The organism is Actinomyces sp. oral taxon 897 (assembly GCF_002999235.1).
GTDB lineage: Bacteria > Actinomycetota > Actinomycetes > Actinomycetales > Actinomycetaceae > Actinomyces.
This window is the reverse complement of sequence record NZ_CP027236.1, coordinates 1,010,117-1,036,587: the sequence shown is the minus strand read 5'-3', so window position 1 is coordinate 1,036,587 and position 26,471 is coordinate 1,010,117. Positions and strand designations below refer to the sequence as shown.

The following is a 26,471-nucleotide window of genomic DNA, read 5'->3' as shown; positions in this document are numbered from 1 at the left end:
ACCAGGAGATCCCCATGACCACAGCACCTGGGGCAGCACCGCTGACCCCCCGGGACCCCCACCTGCCCCCAACGGGCACCTCCTCGCGCTTTACACGCCGTGACAACGGCTGGGGCTACTCCGCCGGTACCTACAACTTCTCCTACACCACCGGCACCAGCACCGCACCCGACCAGTACGGCGGGAGCGTGCCGGGCTGGGCCAGCCCGCAGGCCCAGCGCGCGCGCCGCCGCAACGAGGTCGTCGGGGTCCTGCTTATGGTCGTCAGCGGGCTGGCGCTGCTGGGCTTCGTGGTCTACATGGTGCGCTCGGTCAAGGACGCCAGCCAGCTGGTGCTGCCCGCCGCCCTGGCCCTGGTGCCCCTGGTGATCGTGCTCCTGACCGTCCTGTGGATCGACCGGTGGGAGCCTGAGCCCCCCGCCATGCTCGTCACGGCCTTTATGTGGGGCGCCGGGACGAGCGTGGTCATTGCCGTGCTGCTCAACGACTGGCTGTCGGGGACCGTGGCCGAGGCCCTGGGGGACCCGGAGGTGGGGGAGACCGCCGGCGCGGTCATTGCCGCACCCCTCTTCGAGGAGGGGGCCAAGGGCCTGGGCGTGCTGGTCATCTTCTTTATCTGGAGACGCACCTTCAACGGCCCGGTGGACGGCATCGTCTACGCCTGCGTCATCGCCGGCGCCTTCGCCTTCTCCGAGAACATCGTGTACTTCTTCCGCGCCTACCAGCTGGACCAGACCCACCCGTCCGCAGGCGGGAGCCAGCTCCTCGAGACCTTCCTGGCCCGTGGGATCATGACACCCTTCACCCACCTGACCTTCACCTCCTGCACGGGGTTCGCCGTCGGGCTGGCCTCGACCATGCGCTCACGCTTCTCCTGGGTGTGGATGACGCTGGTGGGCTACGCCCTGGCGGTGTGCGGGCACGCCTTCTGGAACGGTGTCATCGCCAGCCTGTCGACCCCGGTCCTGCTGGCGGTCGAGATCCCCGTCTTCCTCATGTGGATCGGCGGCATCGTGCTCCTGCGCCAGATGGAGCGCAGGGCCATGGCCTCGCGCCTGGCCGACTACTCCCGGGCCTCCTGGCTCACCGGTGCCGAGATCACCATGCTCACCACCGGGACGGGGCGCCGTCAGGCCCGACGGTGGGCCCGTAACCGGGGGCCGGCGGCGGGCAAGGCCATGAAGAGGTTCCAGAAGGCGGCCGTGGACCTGGCCCAGCTCCGCCAGCGCGCCATGAACGGGCACGCCGAGAGCGACTACGCCGACGCCGAGCACAGGCTCCTGGAGGAGCTCGCCCGGTCGCGACGTGCCTTCTTGGACGCACGCACCTGACGGACTAGGCTGCTCCTGACGGCGTCGCCCCCGCGCGCCGCCCCGACCCCGAGGACACAGATATGACCAGCACGCCCCCTGCCACCGGAACCCTGACCGTCAAGCGCGGCATGGCCGACATGCTCAAGGGCGGCGTCATTATGGACGTCGTCACCCCCGAGCAGGCGCGTGTCGCCCAGGACGCCGGGGCCGTGGCCGTCATGGCCCTGGAGCGCGTCCCCGCCGACATCCGCGCCCAGGGGGGCGTGGCCCGTATGAGCGACCCCGACCTCATTACCGGCATTATCGAGGCCGTCTCCATCCCGGTCATGGCCAAGGCCCGTATCGGCCACTTCGTGGAGGCCCAGGTCCTCCAGTCCCTGGGCGTGGACTACATTGACGAGTCCGAGGTGCTCACCCCGGCCGACTACTCCCACCACATTGACAAGCACGCCTTCACCGTGCCCTTCGTGTGCGGGGCCACGAACCTGGGCGAGGCGCTGCGACGCATTACCGAGGGCGCGGCCATGATCCGCTCCAAGGGCGAGGCCGGCACCGGCGACGTCTCCAACGCGGTGACCCACATGCGCACCATCCGCGACGAGATCCGCCGCCTGACCTCCCTGCCCGCCGACGAGCTGTACGTGGCCGCCAAGGAGCTCGGCGCCCCCTACGAGCTGGTGGCCGAGGTGGCCCGCACCGGGAGCCTGCCCGTGGTCCTGTTCACCGCCGGCGGCATCGCCACCCCGGCCGACGCCGCCATGATGATGCAGATGGGCGCCGAGGGCGTGTTCGTGGGCTCGGGCATCTTCAAGTCCGGCGACCCCGCCAGGCGCGCCGCGGCCATTGTGCGCGCCACCGCCCAGTTCGACGACCCCGACGTCGTCGCCGAGGTCTCCCGCGGCCTGGGGGAGGCCATGGTGGGCATTAACGTCGAGGAGATCCCCCAGCCCCACCGCCTGGCCGAGCGCGGCTGGTGAGCCCCGGTACCGGGGCCGGCGGCCTGACCGGGCCGGGGGGCGGTACCCCGTCGTGCGGGGCCGGCGGCCTCACGACCCCCGCTGCGGGGACGACGGGTCCGGCAGCGGGGGCCGGGCTCACCCCCGACGGACGCCACCCCACCCTGGTCCCTAAGGACTGGGACCGGCACGTGGACCCCGGTGAGTGGGGGCTCGGCCCCGGCGGCCTGCCCTTCCGGCGGGCCGCCCGCGTCCTGGTGCTCACTGCCGACGGCCTGGCCCTCCTCATGACCGGCCACGACGTGGCCGACCCCGCCCACTCCTGGGTCTTCACCCCCGGGGGCGGCATCCAGCCGGGGGAGACGGACCGCCAGGCCGCCGCCCGCGAGCTGGCCGAGGAGTCCGGGATCGTCGTCGACCCCGCGGACCTGGAGGGGCCCGTGGCCCGGCGCGACGCCGTCTTCCGCTTCGCCACCGTGACCTGCCGCCAGGACGAGGTCTTCTTCCTCCTGCGCCTGAGTGGCCCCCTGGCCCTGGAGCAGGCGGGGTGGACCCAGCTGGAGCGCGACGCCGTGGACTCCATATCCTGGTGGACGCCCGCCGAGCTCGACGCCGCCCGCAGGACCGGCTGGGAGATCTACCCCAGCGCCGTCCCCGGGCTCGTCGGCTCCCTGCGTGCCGGCTGGGACGGCAGGCCCCTGGACCTCACCGAGCCACCGGACGCCGAGCTCCTGGCCCAGGTGGCCGCGGGCGGGACGCGGTCGGGTGGGGGCCGGGCGACGTCGTGACCAGTAACCGTGAGCACCGGGAGGAACCCGTGGACCGTGTCCCCGCCCAGACCATGGACGCGCTCAACCCGCGCGCCCTCTTCCCCGCACCCGCCCCGGCGGGCTCCCGGCCCACCATCGGCGTCCTGGCCCTCCAGGGGGACGTGCGCGAGCACGCCCTGGCCCTCCAGGCCGCGGGCGCCCGCCCCGTGACCGTGCGCCGCGCCCGCGACCTGGGGGACGCCCCGGGGCAGAGGCTTGACGGCATTGTCCTGCCCGGCGGGGAGTCCACCACCATGAGCACCCTGCTGACCGGCTTCGGCATGCTCGAGCCCCTGCGGGCCCTCCTGCGCGCCGGACTGCCCGCCTACGGCTCCTGCGCCGGCATGATCCTGCTGGCCGACCGCGCCCTGGGCCTGGAGGAGGGGCAGGCCACCGTCGGCGGCATTGACATGACCGTGAGGCGCAACGCCTTCGGACGCCAGGTGGACTCCTACGAGGAGGACCTGGACGCCCCCGCCCTGGGTGCCAGCGCCAGCCGTCCCCTGCACGCGGTCTTCATCCGCGCCCCCTGGGTGGAGTCCGTGGGCGCGGACGTCGAGGTCCTGGCCACCACCCGGGCCGGACGCGCTGGTGAGGGCCAGGGGGGTGCGGGCGGTAGGATTGTCGCGGTTCGTCAGGGTCCCCTGCTCGCCACCTCCTTCCACCCGGAGGTCGGGGGCGAGAGCCGGGTCCACGACGTCTTCGTCGCCATGGTGACGCACCGGGCCTGAGCAGCGCCCGGACGCGCCCTGCGCACCCGCCAGGCCCGCTGGCCGCCGCGGGGGCGCCCTCTACCGCCGACTCCCAAGGAGCACACATGTCGGGTCACTCCAAGTGGGCCACCACCAAGCACAAGAAGGCCGCCATTGACGCCAAGCGCGGCAAGCTCTTCGCGCGCCTGATCAAGAACATCGAGGTCGCCGCGCGCACCGGCGGCGGTGACCCCACCGGCAACCCCACCCTGTACGACGCCATCCAGAAGGCCAAGAAGAACTCCGTACCCGCCGACAACATCACCCGCGCCGTCAGGCGCGGCAGCGGCGAGGAGGCCGGGGGAGCGGACTGGCAGACCATTATGTACGAGGGCTACGGGCCCGGGGGCGTGGCCTTCCTGGTGGAGTGCCTGACCGACAACCGCAACCGCGCGGCCTCCGACGTGCGCGTGGCCTTCTCCCGTAACGGCGGCAACCTGGCCGACCCCGGGTCCGTGGCCTACAACTTCACCCGCAAGGGCGTGGTCGAGGTGGCCAGGACCGACGGCGTGGACGAGGACTCCGTCCTCATGGCCGTCCTGGACGCCGGTGCCGAGGAGATCGAGGAGGGCGCCGAGTCCTTCGAGATCTACTGCGATCCGGGCAACCTGGTGGCGGTACGCACCGCCCTGACCGACGCGGGCATGGACTACGAGTCCGCTGAGGTCCAGTTCGTGGCCGGCACCAAGGTCGAGGTCGACGCCGACGGCGCCCGCAGGGTCCTGCGCCTGGTGGACGCCCTGGAGGACTCCGACGACGTCCAGAACGTCTTCACCTCCGTGGACATCTCCGCCGAGGTCGCCGCCCAGCTCGAGCCCGACGAGTGAGGCCCGCCCGCCCGCTCCCACCTGCCGGTACCCGGCGTGGTCCCGCCTAGCCCCGCCTCCGGGCACGCCCTCGTGGCCCAGCAGCGGGTCATGGGGGTGGATCCGGGGCTGACACGCTGCGGGCTGGGGTGTGTGGACATTGACCCGCGCCGACGGGTGCGCCTGGTCGAGGTCGGGGTGGTGCGCACCCCGCCCTCCCAGAGCCCTGAGCTGCGCCTGCTGACCATCGCCCGCGCCCTGGATGACTGGATCGCCCGCCTGGGCCCCACCTCGGTGTCCGTCGAGCGGGTCTTCGCCCAGGACAACCTGCGCTCGGTCATCTCCGTGGCCCAGGTCATGGGCGTGGCCATGGTCGCCGGGGCCAGGGCGGGCCTGGAGGTGGCACAGCACACACCCAGTGAGGCCAAGGCGGCGGTGACCGGCTCGGGCAGCGCGGACAAGTCCCAGGTGGGGGCCATGGTGGCGCGCATCCTCGGCCTGAAGGCGCCCCCCTCCCCGGCCGACGCCGCCGACGCCCTGGCCCAGGCCATCTGCCACGGCTGGCGCGGAGGCGGGACGGGCGTGGACGGGGCCACCGAGATGGTCTCCGCCGGGGGCTCCGTGCGGGTCCGCGCCCGTACCCCCGCCCAGCGCCAGTGGGCCGCGGCCCAGGCCGCCGCCCGTCGGACCGGCGCCGTGGACCCCCGTCGCTCCCGCCCCTGAGCCCGCCAGCTCCCCGACCTGCCCGGCCTCCCCGGGGACCGTGGACGCCCGTCCGCGGGGCCGAGGCCGGTGCCTGGCGTCAGGGGTCGGCCTCTTAATGCCGGCGCCCGTCCCGTCCGCGGGGGCGGCGGGGTGGGGTGACAGCGGGCTTGCTGCTAGGCTGGCGAACAGCCGTTCGAACCGATCGGAGTGACATGATCGCCTCCCTGCACGGGACCGTCCTGACCCTCAGCCTCACTGACGCCGTCGTGGAGTGCGCGGGCGTGGGCTACCGGGTCCTCGCCACCCCGGCCACCCTGGCCTCGCTACGGGTGGGGGAGGAGACCCGGCTGCACACCGAGCTCATTGTGCGGGAGGACTCCCAGACCCTCTACGGCTTCTCCGAGGCCGACGAGCGTGACGCCTTCCGCGTGCTCCTGACCGCCAAGGGCGTGGGGGCCAAGCTGGCCCTGGCCATGCTCGCCGTCCACACCCCCGACGCCCTGCGCCGCGCCGTCGCCAGCCAGGACGTGGCGGCCCTCACCCGGGTGCCGGGCCTGGGCCCCAAGGGCGCCCAGCGCGTCATTATCGACGTCGGCGACCGCCTCGGTCCGGCCACCGGCCCTGCCCCGGCCCGCAGCGAGGAGCCCGCGGCGCCCCCGCCTGCAGGGGCCAACGCCGACGTCGTGGCCGCCCTGGTCCAGCTGGGCTGGAACGAGGCCACCGCCACCCAGGCCGTGGCCGCCGTCGAGGCCGCCTACCAGGAGGAGCCGTCCGCCCAGGAGCCCTCTGTCCCCGAGCTGCTGCGCGCCTCACTGAGGTGGCTCGGCGGGGGACGCCGTGGCTGAGGACGCCCGCCTCGTGGGCGGGGCGGCGGACGCCACCGAGCGGGCCGCCGAGGCCGCGCTGCGTCCTAGGCGCCTGGAGGACTTCACCGGCCAGGAGGTCGTGCGCACCCAGCTCTCCGTGGTCCTGCGCGCGGCCCTGGCCCGGGGCACCACGCCCGACCACGTCCTGCTCTCCGGGCCGCCCGGGCTGGGCAAGACCACCCTGGCCATGATTATCGCCGCCGAGGTCGGGGGCAGCCTGCGCCTGACCTCCGGGCCGGCGGTCCAGCACGCCGGGGACCTGGCCGCCATCCTGTCCTCCCTGGAGGAGGGCGACGTCCTCTTTATCGACGAGATCCACCGCCTGGCCCGCACCGCCGAGGAGATGCTCTACCTGGCCATGGAGGACTACCGGGTGGACGTGGTGGTGGGCAAGGGCCCCGGGGCCACCTCCATCCCCCTGGCGCTGCCGCCCTTCACCGTGGTGGGGGCCACCACCCGGGCCGGGCTGCTGCCCGCGCCCCTGCGGGACCGCTTCGGCTTCACCGGGCACCTGGACTACTACGACCCGGCGGAGCTGGCCCGTATCCTGGCCCGCAGCGCCGGGCTGCTGGGGGTGAGCCTGGACGCCGACGCGGCCGCCGAGCTCGCCAGCCGCTCGCGGGGCACGCCGCGCATTGCCAACCGCCTGCTGCGCCGGGTCCAGGACTGGGCCGAGGTCCACGGCACCCCCGGGCGCCTGGACCTTCAGGCCGCCCGCGGCGCCTTGGAGGTCTTCGAGGTGGACGCCCTGGGGCTGGACCGTCTCGACCGGCAGGTCCTTACCGCCCTGTGCTCACGGTTCGGCGGCGGGCCTGTGGGTTTGACCACGCTGGCGGTCAGCGTGGGGGAGGAGCCGGAGACCGTGGAGACCGTGGCCGAGCCCTACCTGGTGCGTGAGGGCCTGGTGGTCCGTACCCCCCGGGGCCGGGCGGCGACCCCGGCCGCCTACGCCCACCTGGGGCTGGCGGTCCCGGCCGAGGGTGTGCTCTTCACCTGAGCCCGGGCCGGTGCGCGGGCGGGGCGGTGGGTGACGGAGGTTTTTCCTGTGGGCCAGCACGATGGCTAGACTCTGGGGGACTGTCCGACCCCGGCCCGCGACCACGATAGGAACCGTTTCAATGATGCTCATGACCCTTGCCATCATGATCCTCGCCATGTGGGGGATGTCCGTGCTCCTCAGGCGGCAGCAGCGCAAGGCGCAGGCGGAGCAGGAGCGTCGTACCGAGGAGGCCCTGGTACCGGGCAACTGGGTGCGTACCGTGGGCGGCTTCTACGGCACCGTGGTCGAGGTCGACGGCGACGTGGTCACCCTGGCCACCCCGCTGGGCGACGAGTCCCTGTGGAACAGGCGCTCTATCGCCGGCGCCGAGGAGCCGCCCTTCGCCGTCACCGACTCCCAGGACGACCAGGTCCCGGACAGCACGGAGCCTGACGCCGTCCCGGACGCCGCGGATGCCGCGGACGCTGCCGCCACTGCTGCCGGGCAGGCCGCCACGGACGCCGCGGAGGCCGCCACCGCCGAGCAGGAGAACCACGACCGCTGACCCCTGCCCGAGGCCAGTACCCTCACTCCCTTAACCGCTACCGCCCGATGTCGACGAGGACCCGGGCCACTTCAGGAAAGAGACCTTGTGGCCACTCCACAGACCAAGCACCCAGGACGCAGGCTCCTGACGATATTCCTCCTACTCGCCCTGGGCTACGGCGCCCTCGTCGCCGGCTCCGTGACGGGCCGGGCCTCCCTGACCCCGGGACTGGCCCTGGACCTGGAGGGAGGGACCCAGATCATCCTGACGCCCACCACCTCCGACGGCTCGGAGATCACGGACCAGGACGTCGACCAGGCTATTGAGATCATCCGCCAGCGCGTGGACGCCTCCGGCGTGGCCGAGGCCCAGATCTCCCGCCAGGGCGGCCAGAACATCGTCGTCTCCCTGCCGGGGACCCCGAGCCAGGAGACCCTGGAGCTCGTACGCACCTCCGCGGTCCTGTACTTCCGTCCCGTCATCCGCATCCTGCGCGGCTCGGCCTCCGCCATCGCCCAGGCCCGTAACCAGGCCGCGGCCAAGGCGGCGGCCTCCGCCAGCCCCGAGGCGAGCGCGGAGCCCAGCGCGGAGCCGACCACCCCGGCGCCTGACGCCGAGCCCACGGAGTCCACCGAGCCGGCCGAGCCCGCTGGTGAGCCCACCACCCCGGCCGCCGAGCCGACCACCCCGGCGCCCACCGCACCGGCCACCGTCACCCCCGAGCAGGTGGCCACCGCCCTGGCGGACGTCAACAAGGACGGCACGATCTCCTCCGACCCCCTGCCGTCCACCAGCGAGGACAACTCCTCGGACTCCTGGATCACCGAGCAGATGATCTACGACGCGGCCATGACGGACTGCACCGCCGAGCACAACCTCACCGGCTCCACCCAGGACCCCGCCAAGGCCGTCATCTCCTGCGCCAAGGACGGGTCGGGCACGGTCTACCTCCTGGGCCCGGCCGACATCGCGGGCACGAACATCGCCAACGCCACCTCGGGCCTGGAGACCACGAGCCAGGGGAGCACCACCAACAAGTGGGTGGTCAGCCTGGAGTTCGACTCCGAGGGCACCAGCCAGTTCGCCGCCGTCTCCAAGCGGCTCCTGGCCTACCGCGACGCCGCCGGCGCCAAGAGCTCCTCCGGCCAGGCCAACCCGCAGGCCCAGGTCAACCAGCAGAAGGCCGAGTTCGCCATCGTCCTGGACGGACTGACCATTATGGCCTCCGGCTTCTCCCCGGACGTCAAGAGCCCCATTACCAACGGACGGGTGCAGATCTCCGGCAGCTTCACCCAGGCCCAGGCCCGTACCCTGGCCAACCAGCTCTCCTTCGGCTCCCTGCCGCTGAGCTTCACCGTCCAGTCCGAGCAGCAGATCTCGGCCACCCTGGGGACCGAGCAGCTGAGCAACGGCCTCATTGCCGGAATGGTCGGCTTCCTGCTCATTATCCTCTACCTGGCCTGGCAGTACCGGGGACTGTCGGTCGTGGCGGTGGCCTCCCTGGTCATAGCCGCCGCCGCGACCTACCTGGTGATCGCGGCCCTGTCCTGGTCCATGGGGTACCGCCTGTCCCTGGCCGGGGTGGCCGGACTCATTATCTCCATCGGTATCACGGTGGACTCCTTCATTATCTACTTCGAGCGGGTCCGTGACGAGGTCCGTCACGGCCGTACCCTGGTGGCCGCCGTGGACGAGGGCTGGCGTCACGCCCGGCAGACCATCGTGGTCTCCGACGCCGTCAACCTGGTGGCCGCCGTGGTCCTCTACTTCCTGGCGGTCGGCGGGGTGCAGGGATTCGCCTTCACCCTGGGGGTGACCACCATCGTGGACCTGGGGGTCATTATCCTGTTCACCCATCCCATGATGGTGTGGATCCTGCGCTTCCGCTTCTTCGGCGAGGGCCACCGGCTCTCGGGCCTGGACCCCGAGCACCTGGGCGCCCGCAGCCTGGCCGCCTACGGCCGGGGACGCCAGAGGGTCGTCGAGACCTCCATGGCCTCCCTGGCCCGTCGCAAGGCCTCCCGCGGCCGCGACGCCGAGCCGCAGGACGACGTCGACCAGGAGGCCGGGGACGCCCCGGACCAGGACGCCACGAGCGGAAAGGACGGTGAGACGAGGTGAAGTCCCTCGCCGTGCTCGGTAACGAGCTCTACTCCGGAAGGGCCTCCATCCCCTTCGTGCCCAGGCGGCGCCTGTGGTACTGCGTCGCGGGGGCGGCCATCGTGGTCTCCGTGCTGCTGGTGGGGCTGGTCGGCCTCAACCCGGGCATCGACTTCAAGGGCGGCTCGGAGGTGACCGTCACCGGCGTCGCGAACCCCACCGAGGGCCCGGCCAACGACGTCCTCAAGGAGCAGGGCCTGTCCGACGGCGCCTCGGTGACCACCATGGGCTCCTCCTCGGTGCGGGTGCAGACCACCGAGCTGGACAAGACCCGCCTGGAGACCCTCAGCGCCGAGCTGGGCAAGGCCTACGGGGTGGACGGCGCGGACGTCTCGGCCACGACCATCGGCCCGACCTGGTCCTCGGACGTCACCGCCAAGGCGCTGCGCGGCCTGGTCATCTTCTTCCTCCTGGTGGGCGCCCTCATCTGGGCCTACTTCAGGACCTGGAAGATGGCGGTGGCGGCCCTGGCGGCCCTGGTCCACGACATTATTATGACGGTGGGCATCTACGCCCTGAGCGGTTTCGAGGTCACACCGGCCACCATTATCGGGGTGCTCACGATCCTGGGGTACTCCCTGTACGACACGGTCGTGGTCTTCGACAAGATCCGGGAGAACACCGCCAACTACGAGTCCCAGACCCGTTCGACCTACGCCGAGCTGGCCAACCTCGCCGTCAACCAGACCTTTGTCCGCTCGGTCAACACCTCGGTGGTCGGCGTCCTGCCCGTGGCCAGCCTGCTCTTCGTGGGCGCCTTCATCCTGGGCGCCGGCACGCTGCGCGACATCGCCCTGACCCTGTTCATCGGCATGATCGCCGGGACGCTGTCCTCCATCTTCCTGGCCACCCCCATGCTCGTCGACCTGCGCAGCCGGGAGAAGGGGGTACGGGAGCAGGCCAGGCGCGTGGCCGAGACCCGGCAGGACCGCCTGGAGGAGGCCGGGGACGACGAGGAGGCGCGCGCCGCCGTCCTGGCCGCCCCCGCGGCCGCCCCCAGCACACCCGGGCACCACCTCGGCCAGGGAGCCCAGCCCAGGAGAAGGAGGAGGCGCTCATGAGCCCGCAGTCCTCACCCAGTATCCCCGCGGGCCTGACCGAGCTGGTCCTGGACCACCTGCGGGAGATCCCGGACTTCCCCGAGCCCGGGGTCCTCTTCCGCGACATCACCCCGCTGCTGGCTGACGGCCGGGCCTTCGCCGCCCTCATTGACGGCCTCGCCGCCCACTACAGGGGGCGCGTCGACGCCGTGGCCGGGCTGGAGTCACGCGGCTTCGTCCTGGCCGCCCCCCTGGCCGTGAACCTGGGGATCGGCATGCTCACCGTGCGCAAGGGCGGCAAGCTCCCCGGCCCGGTCATCGGCATGGACTACGCCCTGGAGTACGGCACGGCGCGTATGGAGCTGCGCCCGGACTCGGTGGTGGGGGGCAGCCGTGTCCTGGTGATCGACGACGTCCTGGCCACCGGGGGCACCGCCGCGGCCTCGGTGGCCCTCATTGAGCAGGCCGGTGGGCGGGTGGAGTCCGTCTGCATGCTCATGGAGCTCAGCGGCCTGGGCGGTCGGGACAGGCTCAGGGGGCGCGAGGTGGAGTCCGTCGTCATCTTCTGAGCCCGTGCCGGGGACGGCGTCCGGCGCGGGCCCCGTGGGGACGTGCCCGGGCGCCCCGGGCGCCACCGGCCCTGCCCGTGCGCCCCCGCCCCGGGAGGTGGGTCGGCCACGGCGCCGGTACAATACAGGGATGACGGAGACGAAGACCCTTCCGGAGACCGGTGGCGACGCCGTCGTCCCCGGCTCGCGGGTTCGTAGCCGCCTGGCCTGGTTCGGCTCCCGAGGGCACTCCACACCGCCTGCTATCGAGCCGCTCCTGCGGGCGCTGCGGGCCAACCACCCCAAGGCCGACACCAGCCTCATTGTGCGCGCCTACGAGGTGGCCAGCAAGGCGCACACGGGGCAGTTCCGCAAGTCCGGGGAGCCCTACATCACCCACCCGGTCGCCGTGGCCACCATCCTGGCCGAGCTGGGCATGACCTCCCAGACCCTGGCGGCCGCCCTCCTGCACGACACCGTGGAGGACACCGACTACACCCTGGAGGACCTGCGGGCCGACTTCGGTGACGAGATCACCCTCCTGGTGGACGGGGTCACCAAGCTCGACAAGCTCCAGTACGGGGACGCGGCCCAGGCCGAGACGGTGCGCAAGATGATCGTGGCCATGTCCAAGGACATCCGCGTGCTGCTCATTAAGCTGAGCGACCGTCTCCACAATGCCCGCACCTGGAAGTACGTCCCGGCCGAGAACGCCGCCCGCAAGGCCAAGGAGACCCTGGAGATCTACGCCCCCCTGGCCCACCGCCTGGGCATGAACACCATTAAGTGGGAGCTGGAGGACCGCTCCTTCAAGGCCCTCTACCCCGGTGTCTACGACACGATCGAGCACATGGTGGCCGAGCGCTCCCCGGCACGCGAGGAGTACCTGCGTCAGGTACGGCTCCAGATCGAGGAGGAGCTGCGCACCAACAAGATCAAGGGCATGGTCACCGGGCGCCCCAAGCACTACTACTCGATCTACCAGAAGATGATCGTGCGGGGGAAGGACTTCGCCGACATCTACGACCTCGTGGCGGTGAGGGTCATTGTGGACACCGTCCAGGACTGCTACGCCGTGCTCGGCGCGCTCCACTCGCGCTGGACCCCTATGTCGGGACGTTTCAAGGACTACATCGCGGTACCCAAGTTCAACCTCTACCAGTCCCTCCACACCACCGTGGTGGGACCGGGCGGCAACCCGGTGGAGATCCAGATACGCACCCACGAGATGCACCGTATGGCCGAGTACGGGGTGGCCGCCCACTGGAAGTACAAGGAGGACCCCAACGCCACCGGCCCCTCCCCGCTGCCAGGGGCCTCGAGGGAGTCCTCCGGGGCCGAGATGGGTTGGCTGCGCCAGCTCGTGGACTGGCAGAAGGAGACCCAGGACCCGGCCGACTTCCTGGACTCCCTGCGTTTTGAGATGTCCGGTGGCCAGGTCTACGTCTTTACCCCCAAGGGCGACGTCCTGGCCCTGCCGGAGGGGTCGACGCCGGTGGACTTCGCCTACGCGGTCCACACCGAGGTGGGCCACCGCACCGTGGGCACACGGGTCAACGGCCGCCTGGTGCCCCTGGACACCCGCCTGGAGAACGGTGACTCCGTGGAGGTCTTCACCTCCAAGGCCCAGGGGGCGGGCCCCAGCCGGGACTGGCTGTCCTTCGTCCGCTCCACCCGGGCCCGCAACAAGATCCGGGCGTGGTTCTCCAAGGAGCGCCGTGAAGAGGCCATTGAGGAGGGCCGGGGCGCGATCGCGCGGGCCATGCGCAAGCAGAACCTGCCCATTCAGCGCCTCATGAGCCACGAGTCCCTCATGGACGTGGCCAAGACCCTGGACAAGTCCGACATCGACGGCCTCTACGCCGCCGTCGGGCAGGGCCACGTCTCCGCCCAGCACGTGGTGGACACCCTGGTGTCCGCCATGGGCGGGGAGGCGGGTGCCGAGGAGACCCTGGCTGAGGCGGTCCTGCCCACCAGGACCGCGCCGGGCCACCGGCGCACCACCGCCGACTCCGGCGTCGTGGTGGAGGGCATGGAGGCGGGGGACGTCTACGTCAAGCTCGCACGCTGCTGTACCCCCATGCCCGGGGACCCCATTATCGGCTTCGTCACCCGCGGCTCGGGTATTAGCGTCCACCGTTCCGACTGCCAGAACGTCGAGCAGCTCGCCAACGAGCCCGAGCGCCTGGTCAACGTCTCCTGGGCCTCCCACGCCGCCGTGGCCTACCTGGTGCAGCTGGAGGTCGAGGCCCTGGACCGGGGCGGCCTGCTGGCCGACGTGACGCGCGCCCTGGCGGACAACCACGTCGACCTCGTGAGCGCCAGGGTCTCCACCGGGCGCGACCGGGTCATGACCGGGCGCTTCGTGGTGGAGCTGGCGGCCGCCACCCACCTGGACGACACGCTGGCCGCCCTGCGCAAGATCGACGGCGTCTACGAGGCGCGGCGCTGCGCGGCCTCGGTGAGGCGTCCGCGCGAGACCGCCCAGGGCGCCTGAGCGGCCACCCCGGGTGGGGCGGCCGGGGCCTCCGGCCCGGCGGCGCAGGACCTCAGCCCAGGTTCCAGACGCTCTCAATGAGCTCCCGGGCCCGGGCGGTACCCCGGCTGGAGTCGCCGTGGCAGTGGCTCAGGGCCAGGTACATCTCCCACCGGGGCGTGTCGGCCCTGCGCGCCGCCAGCACGGCGGTGACCGCCGTGGCGGGCGGGGCCAGGCGGGCGGCGTCGACGGCGGTGCGTGCCAGGGTGCAGCACCTGACCCCCTCGATGGTCGTCAGGTCCGAGCTGCGGAACGAGCGGCGTGGGGAGCCCGGGCCCCAGGAGCCACGCGGGTAGCGGGGCAGGCCCCCGGTGCCGTCCAGGGCCGCCAGCCACGGGGGCCTGAGGCCGGTGTGGACCCACAGCGCCGTCGCCTCGCTCAGGACGGGCACGCCCGGCAGGCCCTGGGCGGCCACCCGTGCCCGCTGCCCGGGGGTGGCGACGGTGTCCGCCGGGTAGCGCCGCCCCAGGACCGCTATGAACAGCCTGGCGTCCAGGTGCTCACAGCGCAGCAGACAGGTCTCGCGCGTGGAGGGAGGCTGCAGGATCGGCTCAGGACCGGGAGCTGACAACAACTCGTCAATAGTTGACGACCTGGTAGAACTTCTTTTGACCATGTTCCATTATGGACCATAGTAGTCTGTGGTGCAGCCGAGTCGAGCCGAATCGGGGCTGAAGACGTGGACGCCGCCACTCTAGGGTGGCGGCGTCCACGGGACGGCTGCCCCGCCCTCCCGGCGTGTTTCAGGCCCGGGCGGAGCGCAGGACCTGGTCGAGCCAGGCGCGGCGGGCCGTCAGGGCGGCCTCGGCCTCGGCGACCTTCTTGGTGTCCCCGGCGGCCTGCGCGGCCGCGAGGTCCTTCTCCAGGTTGGCGATGGAGTCCTGGAGCTGGCCGGCCAGGCCCTCGGCGCGGGCCTTGGTCTCGGGGTCGGTGCGGCGCCACTCGGCGTTCTCCGCCTCGCGGATGGCGTCCTCGACGGCACGCATGCGGCCCTCGATACGGCGCACGGCCCCGCGCGGCACGCGCCCGGCCTCCTCCCAGGCGTCCTGGATAGGACGCAGGGCCCGCTTGGCGGCCTTGACGTTCTTGACCGGCAGGAGCGCCTCGGCCTTGGCCACCAGGGCCTCCTTGACCCGCAGGTTCTCGGCGAACTCGGCGTCGGTGGCCTCGTCCTTGGCCCGGCGGGCGTCGTAGAAGACCTGCTGGGCGGCCCGGAAGCGGGCCCACAGGGCGTCGTCCTCCTTGCGCGAGGCGCGTCCAGCCTTCTTCCACTCCTCCATGAGGCCGCGGTAGGCCGCGGACGTGCCCGCCCAGTCCGTGGAGTGCTGGAGCTCCTCGGCCCGCCTGATGAGGGCCTCCTTGGCGGCCTTGACCTGGGCCTGCTTGGCGTCGAGCTCGCTGAAGAACTGGCGGCGGTGGCGGTCGAAGGTGGTGCGGGCGTGGCTGAAGCGCTTCCACAGGGCGTCCTCGGTGGGGCGGTCCAGGCGCGGTCCGCGGCGCTGGGCGCTCTTCCACGTCTCCAGGAGCTCGCGCAGCTCGGCCCCGGAGTTCTTCCACTGGGTGCGGGCGGGGTCCTGGGCGCTAATGGCCTCGGCGCGCTCCACGATCGCGGTGCGCTCCTTAAGGGCCTGCTCCTTGGCGGCGGCCCTCTCGGCGGCCACGGCCTCACGGCGCTCGGCGGCCACGGCCTTGAGGGCGTGGAAGCGGGCGCGCAGGCCGTCCAGGTCGCCCACGGCGGCCGGGGCCACCAGGGACTCCTCAATGGTCTTGAGCGTGGAGTCGATCTCACGCACGGAGAGCTGGGGCAGGCGGGTGGCGAAGAGGACCACCGTGGACTTCAGGTCCAGGTAGCGGCGGACGTAGAAGGCCATGGCCTCGGCAATGGGGGCGTCGGCGAACTGGCCGACCTCCCGCTCGGTGCCGCCGTCCTGGACGTAGACGCGCCCCTCGCCGTCCACGCGGCCCCACTTGGCGGCGTCCATCGCCTCCTGGGGGTCGATGGGGGTGGCGGGGGCGGGGGCCTTGGCCTGCCCGTCCTTGGGGCTGTCGGCCGGGCCGGTGGCCTGGTCCGGGGCGGCCTGGTCCGAGGTAGCAGGTGCCTGGGCGGCCTGGTCGGCGGCGGGGGGCTCGGCGTCGCCGGTGGCCTGGTCGCCGGCCGGCAGGCTGTCAGCAGGCGCCTTGGTGGTGTCGGTGGGCTGGGGGGTGGGGGTCTGGGGGCTTGCCCCGGAGGAGGTCTCAGTGCTCACGGTGCTCTCCGTGTTCTCAAGGGTGGTGGCGGAGCCGGGCTCCGTCTGGGACGTGGCGGTGGGATCGAGCCCGGTCTCGGGCTGCGTCTGCTCGGTCACGTAATGCTCCTTCATGGTTGACGGGGTGGAGGCGGCGGGACCCGCCCCGCTTCCGTTCACGCCCGGCGGTGCCGGGTGGTCGGGGTGGCGTCGTCGTGGGAGACGACAGGGGGAGTCTATGCGCTTCGCGTCCTGTCGTGACAGGGACTCGCGCACCGGACGCGGGCGGCGTCCCGGGGCCGCGCCCCTAGGGGAGCTGGCACGGGGCGAAGACCCTCCGGTAGACGCTCTCGGTGTCCTCCTGGCCGGCTCTCAGCGTCGCGGCCGCCAGGCCGTCCCTGAGCAGGGTCACGTGGTGGCAGATCCGGTCCAGGAACCCCAGGACGTGGCTGGAGACCAGGACCGCGCTGCCGCGTCCGGCGGCCTGGGTGACCCAGGTGGACAGGGCGAGCGTGGTCTCCACGTCCAGGTCGTTGGTGGGCTCGTCCAGGACGATGACGGGCGGGTCCCCCAGGAAGGCCGCCGCCAGGTAGACCCGTCTGGCCTGGCCCCGGGAGAGCGAGTCGAGCCGACGCCGGACCAGGGCGCCGCAGCCGTAGGCCTGGAGGTGGGCCCGCAGGTCCTGGGCGTCCAGGTCCAGGCCGCGCATGCAGGAGTCCAGGACGCACAGGTCGAGCGCGCTCAGACGGGGCAGGTCGGGGACGTCCTGGGGCAGGTAGCCCAGGAGGCGGGCGGGGACGCGCCCGCCCGTGGCGGCGCCCTGCGCCGTGCGGACGCGGACGGTGCCGCCCTGCGGCCTGCTCACCCCTGCCAGCAGGTTGAACAGGGTGCTCTTGCCCGCGCCGTTGGGGCCGACGACGCCGGCGACCTGTCCGGCCTCCACCACCAGGTCCAGCGGGCCGACCCCGCCGCCACCGCGGTAGCGCATGGTCAGGCCACGGATCTCAAGCACGGCGGGCACCTCCTGAGCGGTGCATCCTGACCAGGACGGTCAGCGCCAGCAGGATCGTCAGCGGCGCCAGCAGGCACAGGACCATGACCTCGACGTCGATCAGCAGCGGCAGGTGGCGGCCACGCAGGTGACGGGTGGTCAGCAGGCCCAGGCTGAGGTGGCTCAGGACCACGACCACCAGGACCCCGACGACGTCGAGCACCCCCGCGGGGTGTCCCGCCCGGCTCCAGGCCCCTGCCAGCAGGGCGGCGGCCGCGCCCGCCCCGGCCGCCGGCAGGGACAGGGCCGCCCCCGCCCGGGCCACCTCGGTGGGATCCAGGGCGTAGCGGGTGGCCAGGAGCCGGTAGGCGGGGTCGGTCTGGTAGCGGGCCAGCGTGGAGAAGAACGCCGCGGCAGGCAGGAGGCCCACCACGTAGCAGGCCGTGGCGGTCGGGACGCCGGCCCCGGCCAGGGCGGCCCCGGCCAGGGGGCACGCGATAACCGGGACCGCCAGCTCCGGCACCCCCACCGTGCGACGCAGGAGCAGGCGGGTCGCCCCCACCCGGCTGCGGGGGAGGCGCCCGCCCCGGCCCAGGGCCGCGTGCCAGGCCGGCTGGGGGCGGGTCCGGTGCGCCTGCCTCGTGACGGCCGCACCGGGTGCGGGAGACGGGGCGCAGGGCGCGGCACGGCGGGCGGCCCGGTAGGGGAACGGCAGGAGCCTGCCCGTCCTCCTCCTGGTGAGCCACGCGGCCCCGATGACGGCGGTCAGGACGTACTGGGCCAGCAGCGCCGTGACCGCCAGGGTGGTGGACGGCCTGGCGGCAAGGACCCGGGGGACCAGGAGCGCGGCGCACAGGTGGACCGGGCTGGTCCCCACCAGGAGCAGGGCCACCAGCGTCGGCGTCCCGACGCCCCGGGAGCGCAGGTAGGCGCGTGCCGGTGCGGGCAGGTCCCAGCTGAAGACCTGTACCGCCCCGGCCGCCGTGGAGGCGGACAGGACGAGCAGGCCGCCCCCAGGGCCGTCCCGTGCAGCTCCAGGGGGGAGGAGCCGTAGACGGTCATGAGGGCGGCGGCCCCCAGGAGTGCAGCGGTCGCCAGGGTGCACCGCCCGCCCAGCGCACCCAGGCGCGCCCCCAGGACCACCGTGTCAGGGTGCGGACGCAGCAAGGACCTCCTCCTCACCAGGTGGTGGCCCGACCTCATGGCCGGGCCACCATTACCCAGTTCGGTCAGTACGCAGGTGGGGTAGGCCACATAATAGGCCAGAAGAGCCACCAAAACATGGTGGTACCGCCTCTCTCATGAGATGGGTCCAGTGGGTGACACTGGCATCTCAGAGTCTAGGGACGCCACGCTCCTATGTCAAGCATTTTAAGATACTTATCAATGCCGCATGAAATTGTTTGCAGAGGTTATTGCGTATGCCTCGGTTTGTGGACGGCAGGGCGGTCCCGTGAACGGCTCCTGAGGGGTCACCACCGACCCGGGTCCCGGCCGGTGGGCGGTCAGTGAGCCCGCCACCCTGGGTGCACCGGACCCGGGTCCCGGTGGCGGACCTTCCCGGAGGACGGCGCAGGAGACGGTACCGGCGGGGCTGCTAGCATGGTCCCGTGACCGCCTGAGCTCCTGCCCCGCTCCTGAACCGCCCCCAGGATCCGCAAGGAGTACCCGTGCCCGCGATCACCCTGACCGACATCAGCTTCTCCTTCACCGCTGAGCCCCTGCTCGCCGGTATCACCCTCACCGTCGCCGACGGCGAGCGGGCCTGCCTGGTCGGCCCCAACGGCTGCGGCAAGACCACCCTGCTGCGTCTGGTCGCCGGCGACCTCACCCCCGACTCCGGCACCGTCAAGGCCCCGCCGCTCCGGGGAGTCCCCGACGTGCCGGACCCGTCCGGGAGCGTCGGGGACTACCTCGACGCCGCCACCGCGCCCCTGCGCTCCCTGGCCGCCCGCTTCGAGGCCGCCGCCACCGCCCTGGCCACCCGCCCCGGCAGCGCCCTGGCCCGCGACTACGACGGGCTCCTGGCCGCCGCCACCGCCGCCGAGGTGTGGGACCTGGAGGCCCGTACCGGGCAGGTGCTCGCGGGCCTGGGGCTCGGGGTCCTGGCCGGGGATCCTGGGCGTGCTCGCCTTCTGGCCACGCTCTCACCGGGCCAGTGCGGCCGCCTCGCCCTGGCCGCCACCCTGCTCACCCGCCCCATCGCCCTGGTCCTGGACGAGCCCACCAACCACCTGGACGACCAGGCCGTCGCCTACCTGGCCGCCACCCTGCGCGGCTGGCAGGGCCCCGTCCTGCTGGCCAGCCACGACCGCGCCTTCATTGACGACGTCGCCACCTGTGTCCTGGACCTGGACACCGCCCCTTGGCAGGCGCTCCTGACCGCCTCCGGGGGCGGGAGCCTGCCCGGCGTCCAACGCTGCGCCGGCACCTACACCGACTACCTGGAGGCCAAGGCCCGCGCCCGCGCCTCCCACGAGCGCGTCCACGCCTCCCAGCAGGAGGACAAGCGCGCCCTGGCCCGCCACCGCCGCGAGTCCGAGACCGTCGGCCACTACGGCACCGCACACCACCACGGCGAGCGCACCGAGGTCAGGATGGCCAGGAAGTTCTACGCGGACCGCGCCGCCTCGACCTCGACGCGGCGTCAGCGTAACGACGACCGTCGGCTCGCCGCCCTGGCCGCCGTCGAGGTCCGCCGACCCCGCTCCTACCGCCTAAGCCTGGATCTGCCGCAGGTCCCCGCCCACGGCGGCCTGGCGGTCCTGGCCCGCGAGGCTCACGTCCCGGGGCGCCTGGCCCCGGTCACCCTCGACCTGGGTGCCGGAGAGCACCTGCTGGTCACCGGCCCCAACGGCTGCGGCAAGACCACCCTGCTGCGCTGGGCGGCCACCGGGGCGCCGCCCACCGCCGACTCCACCGGGGCGCTGAGCGTCTCCGGGCGCATCGCCGTCGTCCCCCAGCGCCTGCCGCGCCCCGGCGACCCCGGCCTGGGGGAGGAGACGTGGGGGTCGGGCATAGGCGAGGTCGGGGCCGGCGTCCTGCACCCCGCCTACTGGTCCCGGCGGGTGGGGGACCTCTCCGCGGGCAACCAGCGCCGTGTCCAGCTCGCCGTGGCGGCCGCGGCCGCCCCCGAGATCCTCATTATTGACGAGCCCACCAACTACCTGGACCTGGACACCATGGAGGCGCTGGAGGCGGCGTTGGCCGCCTGGGGCGGCACCCTGCTCGTGGCCAGCCACGACCGCTGGCTCATTGACCACTGGGCGGGGCGTCGCCTGGTCCTCAGTCCCTGAGGGCCAGCTGGCACGTTATTGTGGCAGGTACAGGCGGCCGTGCCCGGCCCCTGGCCGGTCTCACGGCGCACCGCCGCCGGCCAGGAGGGCGGTAGTGCGGTGGCACGGTTGTGGAGCGTGACGTAAGGAGGCTGTTATGGTCAGCAGTATTGACTGGGAGAGCAAGGACATTAATACCGTCTACGACGTCTTCTACGAGAAGGGGACGCGCTTGGGAGGCGCCTACAACTCGCTGCGCTCACGTGCCCGCGAGGTAGGGGACGAGGACGCCGTCAAGTTCTGGACGGAGCAGATTGTCGCGCTCAGACGCGAGCGCTCCGACGTCCACCCCGATGACCGCGCTGCTATGGTCGAGCGTATCGAGCGGTGGGGGAGCATGGTCTCCCAACTCGACCTGGCAGAGCGCGCAGGTGCCTATCTCTCCGCAGCATGACCACCGAGACCAAGAGGCAGGCCTGGGCGGACGCCCTTGCCGACCTGTTCGCGTCTCCGCCCGGCCCGAGCCCGACGCTGCTGTCAGTCGGCGCTCAGCCGGGTGCGGGCAAGACCCGCGCCATTGCCTCCACCCGCCGAATGTTCTACCCCGACCACGACTTTGTCGAGATCCTGGGCGACGACCTGCGCCAGTACCACCCCGACTACGAGCGGCTGGTGGCCGACCCCGATCCCGAGGCCATGCCCGCGGCGACCGCCGACCTGTCCGGCTGGCTGGTGGGCCAGGCCCTCGACGTCAATGAGCGCATTGACTCCCTCAGGGCGCTCGCCCGCCGCCTGCACGCCCCGGTCCAGGTCACGGTCGACCTCGACCACGCCCGCGCGCTGACCGGCACGCAGGCCCAGCCGCTCCCGGGACCCCGTCGCCGACGGTCCTCTGGCCAGGAGCGGGCGACCACGCGCTGACCGGACACCCCGGTCCGGCCAGGCCCCCGAAACCTACCTGACCTACTTAAGCGGCTACGCTTTGTCCACCAGCCCGTGAGGCGCCGTCGGCCCATGCCCGGCGCCGGGCACCTCGCGTACCGTGCAGGAGGCACCATGGACAAGCAGCAGGAGTACGTGCTCCGCGCCATCGAGGAGCGCGACATCCGCTTCGTGCGCCTGTGGTTCACCGACGTCATCGGGCAGCTGAAGTCCGTGGCCATAGCCCCCGCGGAGGTCGAGAGCGCCTTCGAGGAGGGAATCGGCTTTGACGGCAGCGCCGTGGAGGGCCTGACCCGCGTCTTCGAGTCCGACATGCTCCTGAGCCCGGACCCCTCGACCTTCCAGATGCTGCCCTGGCGGGAGGAGGAGCTGGGCAACCGGGTGGCCCGCATGTTCTGCGACGTGCTCACCCCCGACGGCCAGCCCGCCCGCACCGACCCCCGCGCCGTCCTGGAACGCCAGCTCGCGCGCGTGGCCGACGCCGGCTTCACCTGCTACATCCACCCCGAGATCGAGTTCTACCTGCTGCGCCGGGGGGAGGACGGCAGCCTCCTGCCCACCGACCGCGCCGGGTACTTCGACCACGTCCCCGGGGGCACCGCCCACGACTTCCGTCGCCGGGCCATCCTCATGCTGGAGCAGATGGGCATCTCGGTGGAGTTCAGCCACCACGAGGGCGGGCCCGGGCAGAACGAGATCGACCTGCGCTACGCCGACGCCCTGTCCATGGCCGACAGCATTATGACCTTCAGGGCCGTCATCGAGGAGGTCGCGATCCAGGAGGGCTGCATCGCCACCTTTATGCCCAAGCCGCTGGTGGGCCAGCCCGGAAGCGGCATGCACACCCACTTCTCCCTCTTCGAGGGGGACCACAACGCCTTCTACGACGCCGGCGGGCAGTACCAGCTCTCCGCCACCGGACGCTCCTTCATTGCCGGCCTGCTGCACCACGCCAGGGAGATCACGGCCATTACCAACCAGTACGTCAACTCCTACAAGCGCCTGTGGGGCGGGGACGAGGCCCCCAGCTACGTCTCCTGGGGCCACAACAACCGGTCGGCCCTGGTGCGGGTGCCCATGCACAAGCCCGGCAAGGCCCAGTCGGTGCGGGTGGAGTACCGCTCCCTGGACCCGGCCGCCAACCCCTACCTGGCCTACGCCGTCATCCTGGCCGCCGGCCTCAAGGGCATTGAGGAGGGCTACGAGCTCCCGCCCGAGGCCGAGGACGACGTGTGGGCACTGACCGACCGCGAGCGCGACGCCCTGGGCATCACCCCCCTGCCGACCTCCCTCAAGCGGGCCCTGAGCGCCATGAGCGCCTCCGACCTGGTGGCCGACACCCTGGGGGAGGACACCTTCGAGTACTTCGTGCGCAACAAGCGCCGGGAGTACCTGGCCTACGACGCCCAGGTCACCGACTTCGAGCTCTCCCAGTTCCTCCCACGCGGCTGACGGGAGCACGGGGGGCAGAGACCGTGGTCGAGCGCAACCTTCCTGGTCTGCGTCACGCCAGCAGCGCCCGGGCGCTGCTGGCCAGGGCGGGTTTTACCGGGCTCGGCCGGGCCTGGTCGTGCCTGCAGGACCCCGCCCTGCGCCCCTACCTCCCGGACCCCGACCCGGGCGGGGTGCCGGTCCCGCGGCCCGCTGCCCCCGGCCCCCCAGGTCCCCGCGGCACGGACTCCCTGGTCACGGCCCGGCTCACCGGGGCCCAGGCCGCCCTCGTGGAGGCCCTGGGGCGTACGGCGGACCCGGACCTGGCCCTGCTGAGCCTCATCCGCCTGTGCGGGTCCTGCACCCGCGGCGGGCCGGCCCGGCTCCTGGCCGACCTGCTCGACGCCGTCGTGTCCCCGCAGGACGCCGACAAGCAGGGGCTCCGGGTCCACGCCACCCGTCTCCTGGCGGTCCTGGGGGCCTCCCAGGCCCTGGGGGACTTCCTGGTGGCCCACCCCGGGCACCTGGACGCCGCCGCCCCGCAGCGCGCCTTCGGCCTGCCGGGGGCCGGGGCGGACGAGCAGCTGCTCGGCGCCGTCAGGAGCGCCCTGGACGGGCAGGACGGTGCCACCGCCCCAGCTGGCACGCAGGCCGTGGAGGCGGCCACGGCGGCACTGCGGGTGGCCTACCGGGACCGGCTGGTGGCGGTCGTGGCCGAGGACCTGGTCAGCGGCTCCCCTACGGGGCAGGTCGCCGTGGTCGGTCGGCAGATGGCTGAGCTCGCCGACGCCTCCCTGGAGGCCGGGCTCCTGGTGGCCCGGGCCGCCGTGGGGCCGGCCGCGGACGACGTCGCCCTGGCCGTCATCGCCATGGGCAAGACCGGGGCCCAGGAGCTCAACTACGTCTCCGACGTCGATGTGGTCTACGTCGTCGGCCCCGGCGGCCCGGCCCGGGGCGCGTCGGCGTCCCCGGCCGGCGGGGAGGAGCCCGGCGGCCGGGCCGGGCAGGAGGACGAGCTGGTCGCCACGGGGGCTGAGATCGCCACCGCCCTGGCGCGTGTCCTCAGTGCCACCGGGGCGGAGCCGGCCCTGTGGCCCCTGGACACCGGCCTGCGTCCCGAGGGCAAGGACGGCGCCCTGGTGCGCACCCTGGCCTCGCACCTGGCCTACTACGAGCGCTGGGCCTCCTCCTGGGAGTTCCAGGCCCTCCTCAAGGCCCGGGCCTGCGCGGGGGACCGGGAGCTGGGGCGGGCCTACGAGGCGGCGGTGGCGCCCCTGGTGTGGGGGGCCTCACAGCGGGAGAACTTCGTGGACGACGCCCGGGCCATGCGCCGTCGGGTGGAGCAGGAGTCCCGTCCCCGGCCGCGTACCCCTGCTCCCGGGGCGGGGCGGGCCGGGGCGGTACGCGCGGGGCGGACGCCGGGGCGCGCCTGGGAGGCCGGGGTCGTCCACGCCCTGGAGGACCCCCGGATCAAGCTCGGGCCGGGGGGGCTGCGGGACGTGGAGTTCACCGTCCAGCTCCTCCAGCTCGTCCACGGCCGGGGTGACCCCGCCCTGCGGGTGCGTCCGACCCTGGCGGCCCTGGCGGCCCTGAGCGCGGGGGGCTACGTCTCACGGGCTGACGCCGCGGCCCTGGCCGACTGCTACCGGGCCCTGCGCCTGCTGGAGCACCGGGCCCAGCTGACCCGCCTGCGCCGCACCCACGAGATGCCGCAGCGTCCGGAGGACCTCAGGCGGATCGGGCGGGGGATCGACCGGGACCGCCTGGCCGACCCCGCCCGGCTGGTCGCCCTCTTCAGGGATCTCAAGCGGCAGGTCCGCGGCCTCCACGAGGAGATCTACTACCGTCCGCTGCTGGGGGCGGCCGCGGGCCTGTCCGCCGACGAGATGACCCTGAGCCCGGACGCCGCCCGTGAGCGCCTGACGGCCTTCGGGTACCTGGACCCCGATGGTGCTCTACACCACATCCAGGCCCTCACCGAGGGGGTCACCCGTCGTGCCTCCATCCAGCGTCAGCTCCTGCCGGTCATGATCGGCTGGCTCGCCGACGGCCCCGACCCCGACTCCGGGCTGCTGTCCTTCCGTCAGCTCTCCGAGGCGATCGGCGGCTCCCACTGGTACCTGGGGATGCTGCGCGACTCCCCCCACGCCGCCCAGCGCCTGTGCCACGTCCTGTCCGGGGCGCGCTGGACCGCCGTCCGCCTGGCCGAGCACCCTGAGGCCACGGCCTGGCTGGACGACGACGCCGAGCTGCGCCCCCGCAGCCGGCAGGCCCTCACCGAGGAGGTCGCCCGGATCGTGGGGCGCCGTGACCTGGGTGGTGGGGCCGGGGGCCGGGCTGAGGAGCTGGAGCGTCGGGCGGTAGAGGCGGTGCAGGCGGTGGTGGGGGTCAGGACCCGTGAGCTCCTGCGCGCCGCCCTGGCCGACTCCCTGGACGGGGTGGACCCCAACCGGACCGCCCGGATCCTCACCGACGCCACCGACGCCGTCATCGGCGGCGCCCTGGAGGTGGCCACCGCCCTGGTGGTGGCCCGGCGGGGCGGGGCGGGGCGGGCGCCGGGCGGGGCCACCGGCACCTGGGCGGGGGCCCTGGCCCGTCACGCGGTCATCGCCATGGGGCGACTGGGCGGTGAGGAGACGAGCTACGCCTCGGACGCCGACGTCATGTTCGTCCACGAGGCCTGTCCGGGGGTGGGGGCGGTGGACGCCGCCCGGGAGGCGGAGGCGGTGGCCCGCACCACCCAGCGTCTGCTCAAGGGGGCCCTCCCCCACCCGGTGGACGTGGACGCCGACCTGCGTCCTGAGGGCCGTCAGGGCCCCATGAGCCGCTCCCTGTCCTCCTGCGCCGAGTACTACGGCAGGTGGTCGGCGGTGTGGGAGCGTCAGGCCCTGCTGCGGGCGCGTCCCTGTGCCGGTGACCCGGGGCTGGGGCGGCGTTTCGAGGAGCTCATTGACCCGCTGCGCTGGAGCGCTGAGGGTCTGGACGACGACGCCCTGCGCCAGATACGCCGCCTCAAGGCGCGTATGGAGGCGGAGCGCATGCCCCGGGGCGTGGAGCCCGCCCGCCACCTCAAGCTCGGGCCCGGTGGGATCAGCGACGTGGAGTGGGCGGCCCAGGTCCTCCAGCTCCAGCACGCGGGCCGGGTCCCGGGGCTGCGGACCACCTCCACGACGGAGGCGCTGCGGGCGGCCTCCGAGGCGGGGCTGCTGAGCGCCGACCAGGCCGGTGAGCTCATGGGGGCCTGGATCCTGGCCACCCGGGTGCGGGCCGCCAACGTCCTGGGGACCGGCCGGGACAGCGGCGCCAGGGTGGACGTGCTGCCCTCGGACGTACGCGGCGTGCGCGTGGTGGGGTGGCTGCTGAGGGTCTCGTCGGGGGGTGGGCGCGACCTGGAGGATCTCTACCGTCGGGGGGCCCGCCACGCCCGGGCCGTCATGGAGCAGGTCGTCTACGGCCCCGACCCGGTTGACCCCGTCGGCCGGCCACCGGCCACTCCCCGCTCCGGGGTCTCCCGGCGCGGCTGGGGGGAGCCGGGGCGCGGTGGCCCCGCCCGCCGCCCCGGGCGCCGGTAGGCGGGGCAGCCGGCCTGT

At 73.0% G+C, this 26,471-nt stretch carries 22 protein-coding genes; 18 read left to right on the top strand and 4 right to left on the bottom strand.

The genetic code is table 11. The annotated features are described in order from the left end of the window. Window positions 1-14: 14 nt before the first annotated feature. From C3V41_RS04185 to C3V41_RS04125, 13 genes are all read left to right on the top strand, one after another. Window positions 15-1,331, top strand: coding sequence for a PrsW family intramembrane metalloprotease (locus C3V41_RS04185; RefSeq protein ID WP_254423671.1), 1,317 nt, complete (start codon window positions 15-17; stop codon window positions 1,329-1,331). A 62-nt stretch (window positions 1,332-1,393) separates the two neighbouring features. After that, window positions 1,394-2,290: a pyridoxal 5'-phosphate synthase lyase subunit PdxS gene (gene pdxS, locus C3V41_RS04180; protein ID WP_106109227.1), complete on the top strand. Its 897-nt coding sequence runs from the start codon at window positions 1,394-1,396 to the stop codon at window positions 2,288-2,290. Further along, a complete protein-coding gene (locus C3V41_RS04175) occupies window positions 2,287-3,057 on the top strand; it encodes an NUDIX hydrolase (protein ID WP_441299717.1) in 771 nt (256 codons plus the stop codon). Before pdxS ends, C3V41_RS04175 begins: the two co-directional genes overlap by 4 nt. A gap of 53 nt (window positions 3,058-3,110) precedes the next feature. Then, entirely contained in the window at window positions 3,111-3,809 is a 699-nt protein-coding gene (pdxT, locus tag C3V41_RS04170) for a pyridoxal 5'-phosphate synthase glutaminase subunit PdxT (protein ID WP_106110656.1), read from the top strand. Window positions 3,810-3,895: 86 nt separating this feature from the next. Beyond that, window positions 3,896-4,657 carry a YebC/PmpR family DNA-binding transcriptional regulator gene (locus C3V41_RS04165; protein ID WP_106109226.1) on the top strand — a complete coding sequence of 254 codons (762 nt, stop codon included), beginning with the start codon at window positions 3,896-3,898 and terminating at the stop codon, window positions 4,655-4,657. Window positions 4,658-4,747: 90 nt separating this feature from the next. After that, complete coding sequence (locus C3V41_RS04160; RefSeq protein ID WP_106110655.1) at window positions 4,748-5,359, top strand: crossover junction endodeoxyribonuclease RuvC; 612 nt, start codon at window positions 4,748-4,750, stop codon at window positions 5,357-5,359. A 194-nt stretch (window positions 5,360-5,553) separates the two neighbouring features. Beyond that, window positions 5,554-6,186 (top strand): Holliday junction branch migration protein RuvA, encoded by a 633-nt coding sequence (gene ruvA / locus C3V41_RS04155; RefSeq protein WP_106109225.1) that lies wholly within the window; start codon window positions 5,554-5,556, stop codon window positions 6,184-6,186. Beyond that, window positions 6,179-7,204: a Holliday junction branch migration DNA helicase RuvB gene (gene ruvB / locus C3V41_RS04150; protein WP_106109224.1), complete on the top strand. Its 1,026-nt coding sequence runs from the start codon at window positions 6,179-6,181 to the stop codon at window positions 7,202-7,204. The genes ruvA and ruvB overlap by 8 nt, the downstream gene beginning before the upstream one ends. 124 nt (window positions 7,205-7,328) lie before the next feature. Then, complete coding sequence (locus C3V41_RS04145; protein WP_106110654.1) at window positions 7,329-7,751, top strand: preprotein translocase subunit YajC; 423 nt, start codon at window positions 7,329-7,331, stop codon at window positions 7,749-7,751. An 87-nt stretch (window positions 7,752-7,838) separates the two neighbouring features. Beyond that, window positions 7,839-9,854 carry a protein translocase subunit SecD gene (gene secD, locus C3V41_RS04140; RefSeq protein WP_106109223.1) on the top strand — a complete coding sequence of 672 codons (2,016 nt, stop codon included), beginning with the start codon at window positions 7,839-7,841 and terminating at the stop codon, window positions 9,852-9,854. Beyond that, entirely contained in the window at window positions 9,851-10,954 is a 1,104-nt protein-coding gene (gene secF, locus C3V41_RS04135) for a protein translocase subunit SecF (RefSeq protein WP_106109222.1), read from the top strand. The genes secD and secF overlap by 4 nt, the downstream gene beginning before the upstream one ends. Beyond that, window positions 10,951-11,502 (top strand): adenine phosphoribosyltransferase, encoded by a 552-nt coding sequence (locus C3V41_RS04130; protein WP_106109221.1) that lies wholly within the window; start codon window positions 10,951-10,953, stop codon window positions 11,500-11,502. Before secF ends, C3V41_RS04130 begins: the two co-directional genes overlap by 4 nt. A gap of 130 nt (window positions 11,503-11,632) precedes the next feature. Beyond that, a complete protein-coding gene (locus C3V41_RS04125; RefSeq protein WP_106109220.1) occupies window positions 11,633-13,978 on the top strand; it encodes a RelA/SpoT family protein in 2,346 nt (781 codons plus the stop codon). A gap of 52 nt (window positions 13,979-14,030) precedes the next feature. Here C3V41_RS04125 and C3V41_RS04120 read toward each other — a convergent pair whose 3' ends face one another. From C3V41_RS04120 to C3V41_RS04105, 4 genes are all read right to left on the bottom strand, one after another. Continuing rightward, window positions 14,031-14,633 (bottom strand): hypothetical protein, encoded by a 603-nt coding sequence (locus tag C3V41_RS04120; protein ID WP_129591476.1) that lies wholly within the window; start codon window positions 14,631-14,633, stop codon window positions 14,031-14,033. A gap of 127 nt (window positions 14,634-14,760) precedes the next feature. After that, on the bottom strand, window positions 14,761-16,362 hold the full coding sequence (locus C3V41_RS04115; protein ID WP_106109218.1) for a DUF349 domain-containing protein: 1,602 nt from the start codon (window positions 16,360-16,362) through the stop codon (window positions 14,761-14,763). Between the two features lie 187 nt (window positions 16,363-16,549). Beyond that, window positions 16,550-17,254 carry an ATP-binding cassette domain-containing protein gene (locus C3V41_RS04110; RefSeq protein WP_129591475.1) on the bottom strand — a complete coding sequence of 235 codons (705 nt, stop codon included), beginning with the start codon at window positions 17,252-17,254 and terminating at the stop codon, window positions 16,550-16,552. Further along, complete coding sequence (locus C3V41_RS04105; protein ID WP_129591474.1) at window positions 17,247-18,338, bottom strand: hypothetical protein; 1,092 nt, start codon at window positions 18,336-18,338, stop codon at window positions 17,247-17,249. Before C3V41_RS04105 ends, C3V41_RS04110 begins: the two co-directional genes overlap by 8 nt. Window positions 18,339-18,903: 565 nt before the next feature. Here C3V41_RS04105 and C3V41_RS04100 point away from each other — a divergent pair. From C3V41_RS04100 to C3V41_RS04080, 5 genes are all read left to right on the top strand, one after another. After that, window positions 18,904-20,529 carry an ATP-binding cassette domain-containing protein gene (locus C3V41_RS04100; RefSeq protein ID WP_106109215.1) on the top strand — a complete coding sequence of 542 codons (1,626 nt, stop codon included), beginning with the start codon at window positions 18,904-18,906 and terminating at the stop codon, window positions 20,527-20,529. 136 nt (window positions 20,530-20,665) lie between these two features. Then, window positions 20,666-20,962, top strand: a complete 297-nt coding sequence (locus tag C3V41_RS04095) for a hypothetical protein (protein WP_106109214.1) — start codon at window positions 20,666-20,668, stop codon at window positions 20,960-20,962. Then, window positions 20,959-21,429: a zeta toxin family protein gene (locus tag C3V41_RS04090; RefSeq protein WP_106109213.1), complete on the top strand. Its 471-nt coding sequence runs from the start codon at window positions 20,959-20,961 to the stop codon at window positions 21,427-21,429. Before C3V41_RS04095 ends, C3V41_RS04090 begins: the two co-directional genes overlap by 4 nt. A gap of 135 nt (window positions 21,430-21,564) precedes the next feature. Continuing rightward, window positions 21,565-22,902 carry a type I glutamate--ammonia ligase gene (glnA, locus tag C3V41_RS04085; RefSeq protein WP_106109212.1) on the top strand — a complete coding sequence of 446 codons (1,338 nt, stop codon included), beginning with the start codon at window positions 21,565-21,567 and terminating at the stop codon, window positions 22,900-22,902. 23 nt (window positions 22,903-22,925) lie between these two features. Further along, window positions 22,926-26,453, top strand: coding sequence for a bifunctional [glutamine synthetase] adenylyltransferase/[glutamine synthetase]-adenylyl-L-tyrosine phosphorylase (locus tag C3V41_RS04080; protein WP_106109211.1), 3,528 nt, complete (start codon window positions 22,926-22,928; stop codon window positions 26,451-26,453). Window positions 26,454-26,471 lie beyond the last annotated feature (18 nt).

Bases quoted from the DNA above. Each gene is read 5' to 3' on its own strand.
- pdxT (WP_106110656.1), top strand. From the start codon at position 3,111: ATGGACGCGCTCAACCCGCGCGCCCTCTTCCCCGCACCCGCCCCGGCG.
- C3V41_RS04185 (WP_254423671.1), top strand. From the start codon at position 15: ATGACCACAGCACCTGGGGCAGCACCGCTGACCCCCCGGGACCCCCAC.
- C3V41_RS04090 (WP_106109213.1), top strand. From the start codon at position 20,959: ATGACCACCGAGACCAAGAGGCAGGCCTGGGCGGACGCCCTTGCCGAC.
- C3V41_RS04125 (WP_106109220.1), top strand. From the start codon at position 11,633: ATGACGGAGACGAAGACCCTTCCGGAGACCGGTGGCGACGCCGTCGTC.
- C3V41_RS04130 (WP_106109221.1), top strand. From the start codon at position 10,951: ATGAGCCCGCAGTCCTCACCCAGTATCCCCGCGGGCCTGACCGAGCTG.
- glnA (WP_106109212.1), top strand. From the start codon at position 21,565: ATGGACAAGCAGCAGGAGTACGTGCTCCGCGCCATCGAGGAGCGCGAC.
- C3V41_RS04160 (WP_106110655.1), top strand. From the start codon at position 4,748: ATGGGGGTGGATCCGGGGCTGACACGCTGCGGGCTGGGGTGTGTGGAC.
- ruvA (WP_106109225.1), top strand. From the start codon at position 5,554: ATGATCGCCTCCCTGCACGGGACCGTCCTGACCCTCAGCCTCACTGAC.
- C3V41_RS04145 (WP_106110654.1), top strand. From the start codon at position 7,329: ATGCTCATGACCCTTGCCATCATGATCCTCGCCATGTGGGGGATGTCC.
- C3V41_RS04120 (WP_129591476.1), bottom strand. From the start codon at position 14,633: ATGGTCAAAAGAAGTTCTACCAGGTCGTCAACTATTGACGAGTTGTTG.
- pdxS (WP_106109227.1), top strand. From the start codon at position 1,394: ATGACCAGCACGCCCCCTGCCACCGGAACCCTGACCGTCAAGCGCGGC.
- C3V41_RS04095 (WP_106109214.1), top strand. From the start codon at position 20,666: ATGGTCAGCAGTATTGACTGGGAGAGCAAGGACATTAATACCGTCTAC.
- C3V41_RS04165 (WP_106109226.1), top strand. From the start codon at position 3,896: ATGTCGGGTCACTCCAAGTGGGCCACCACCAAGCACAAGAAGGCCGCC.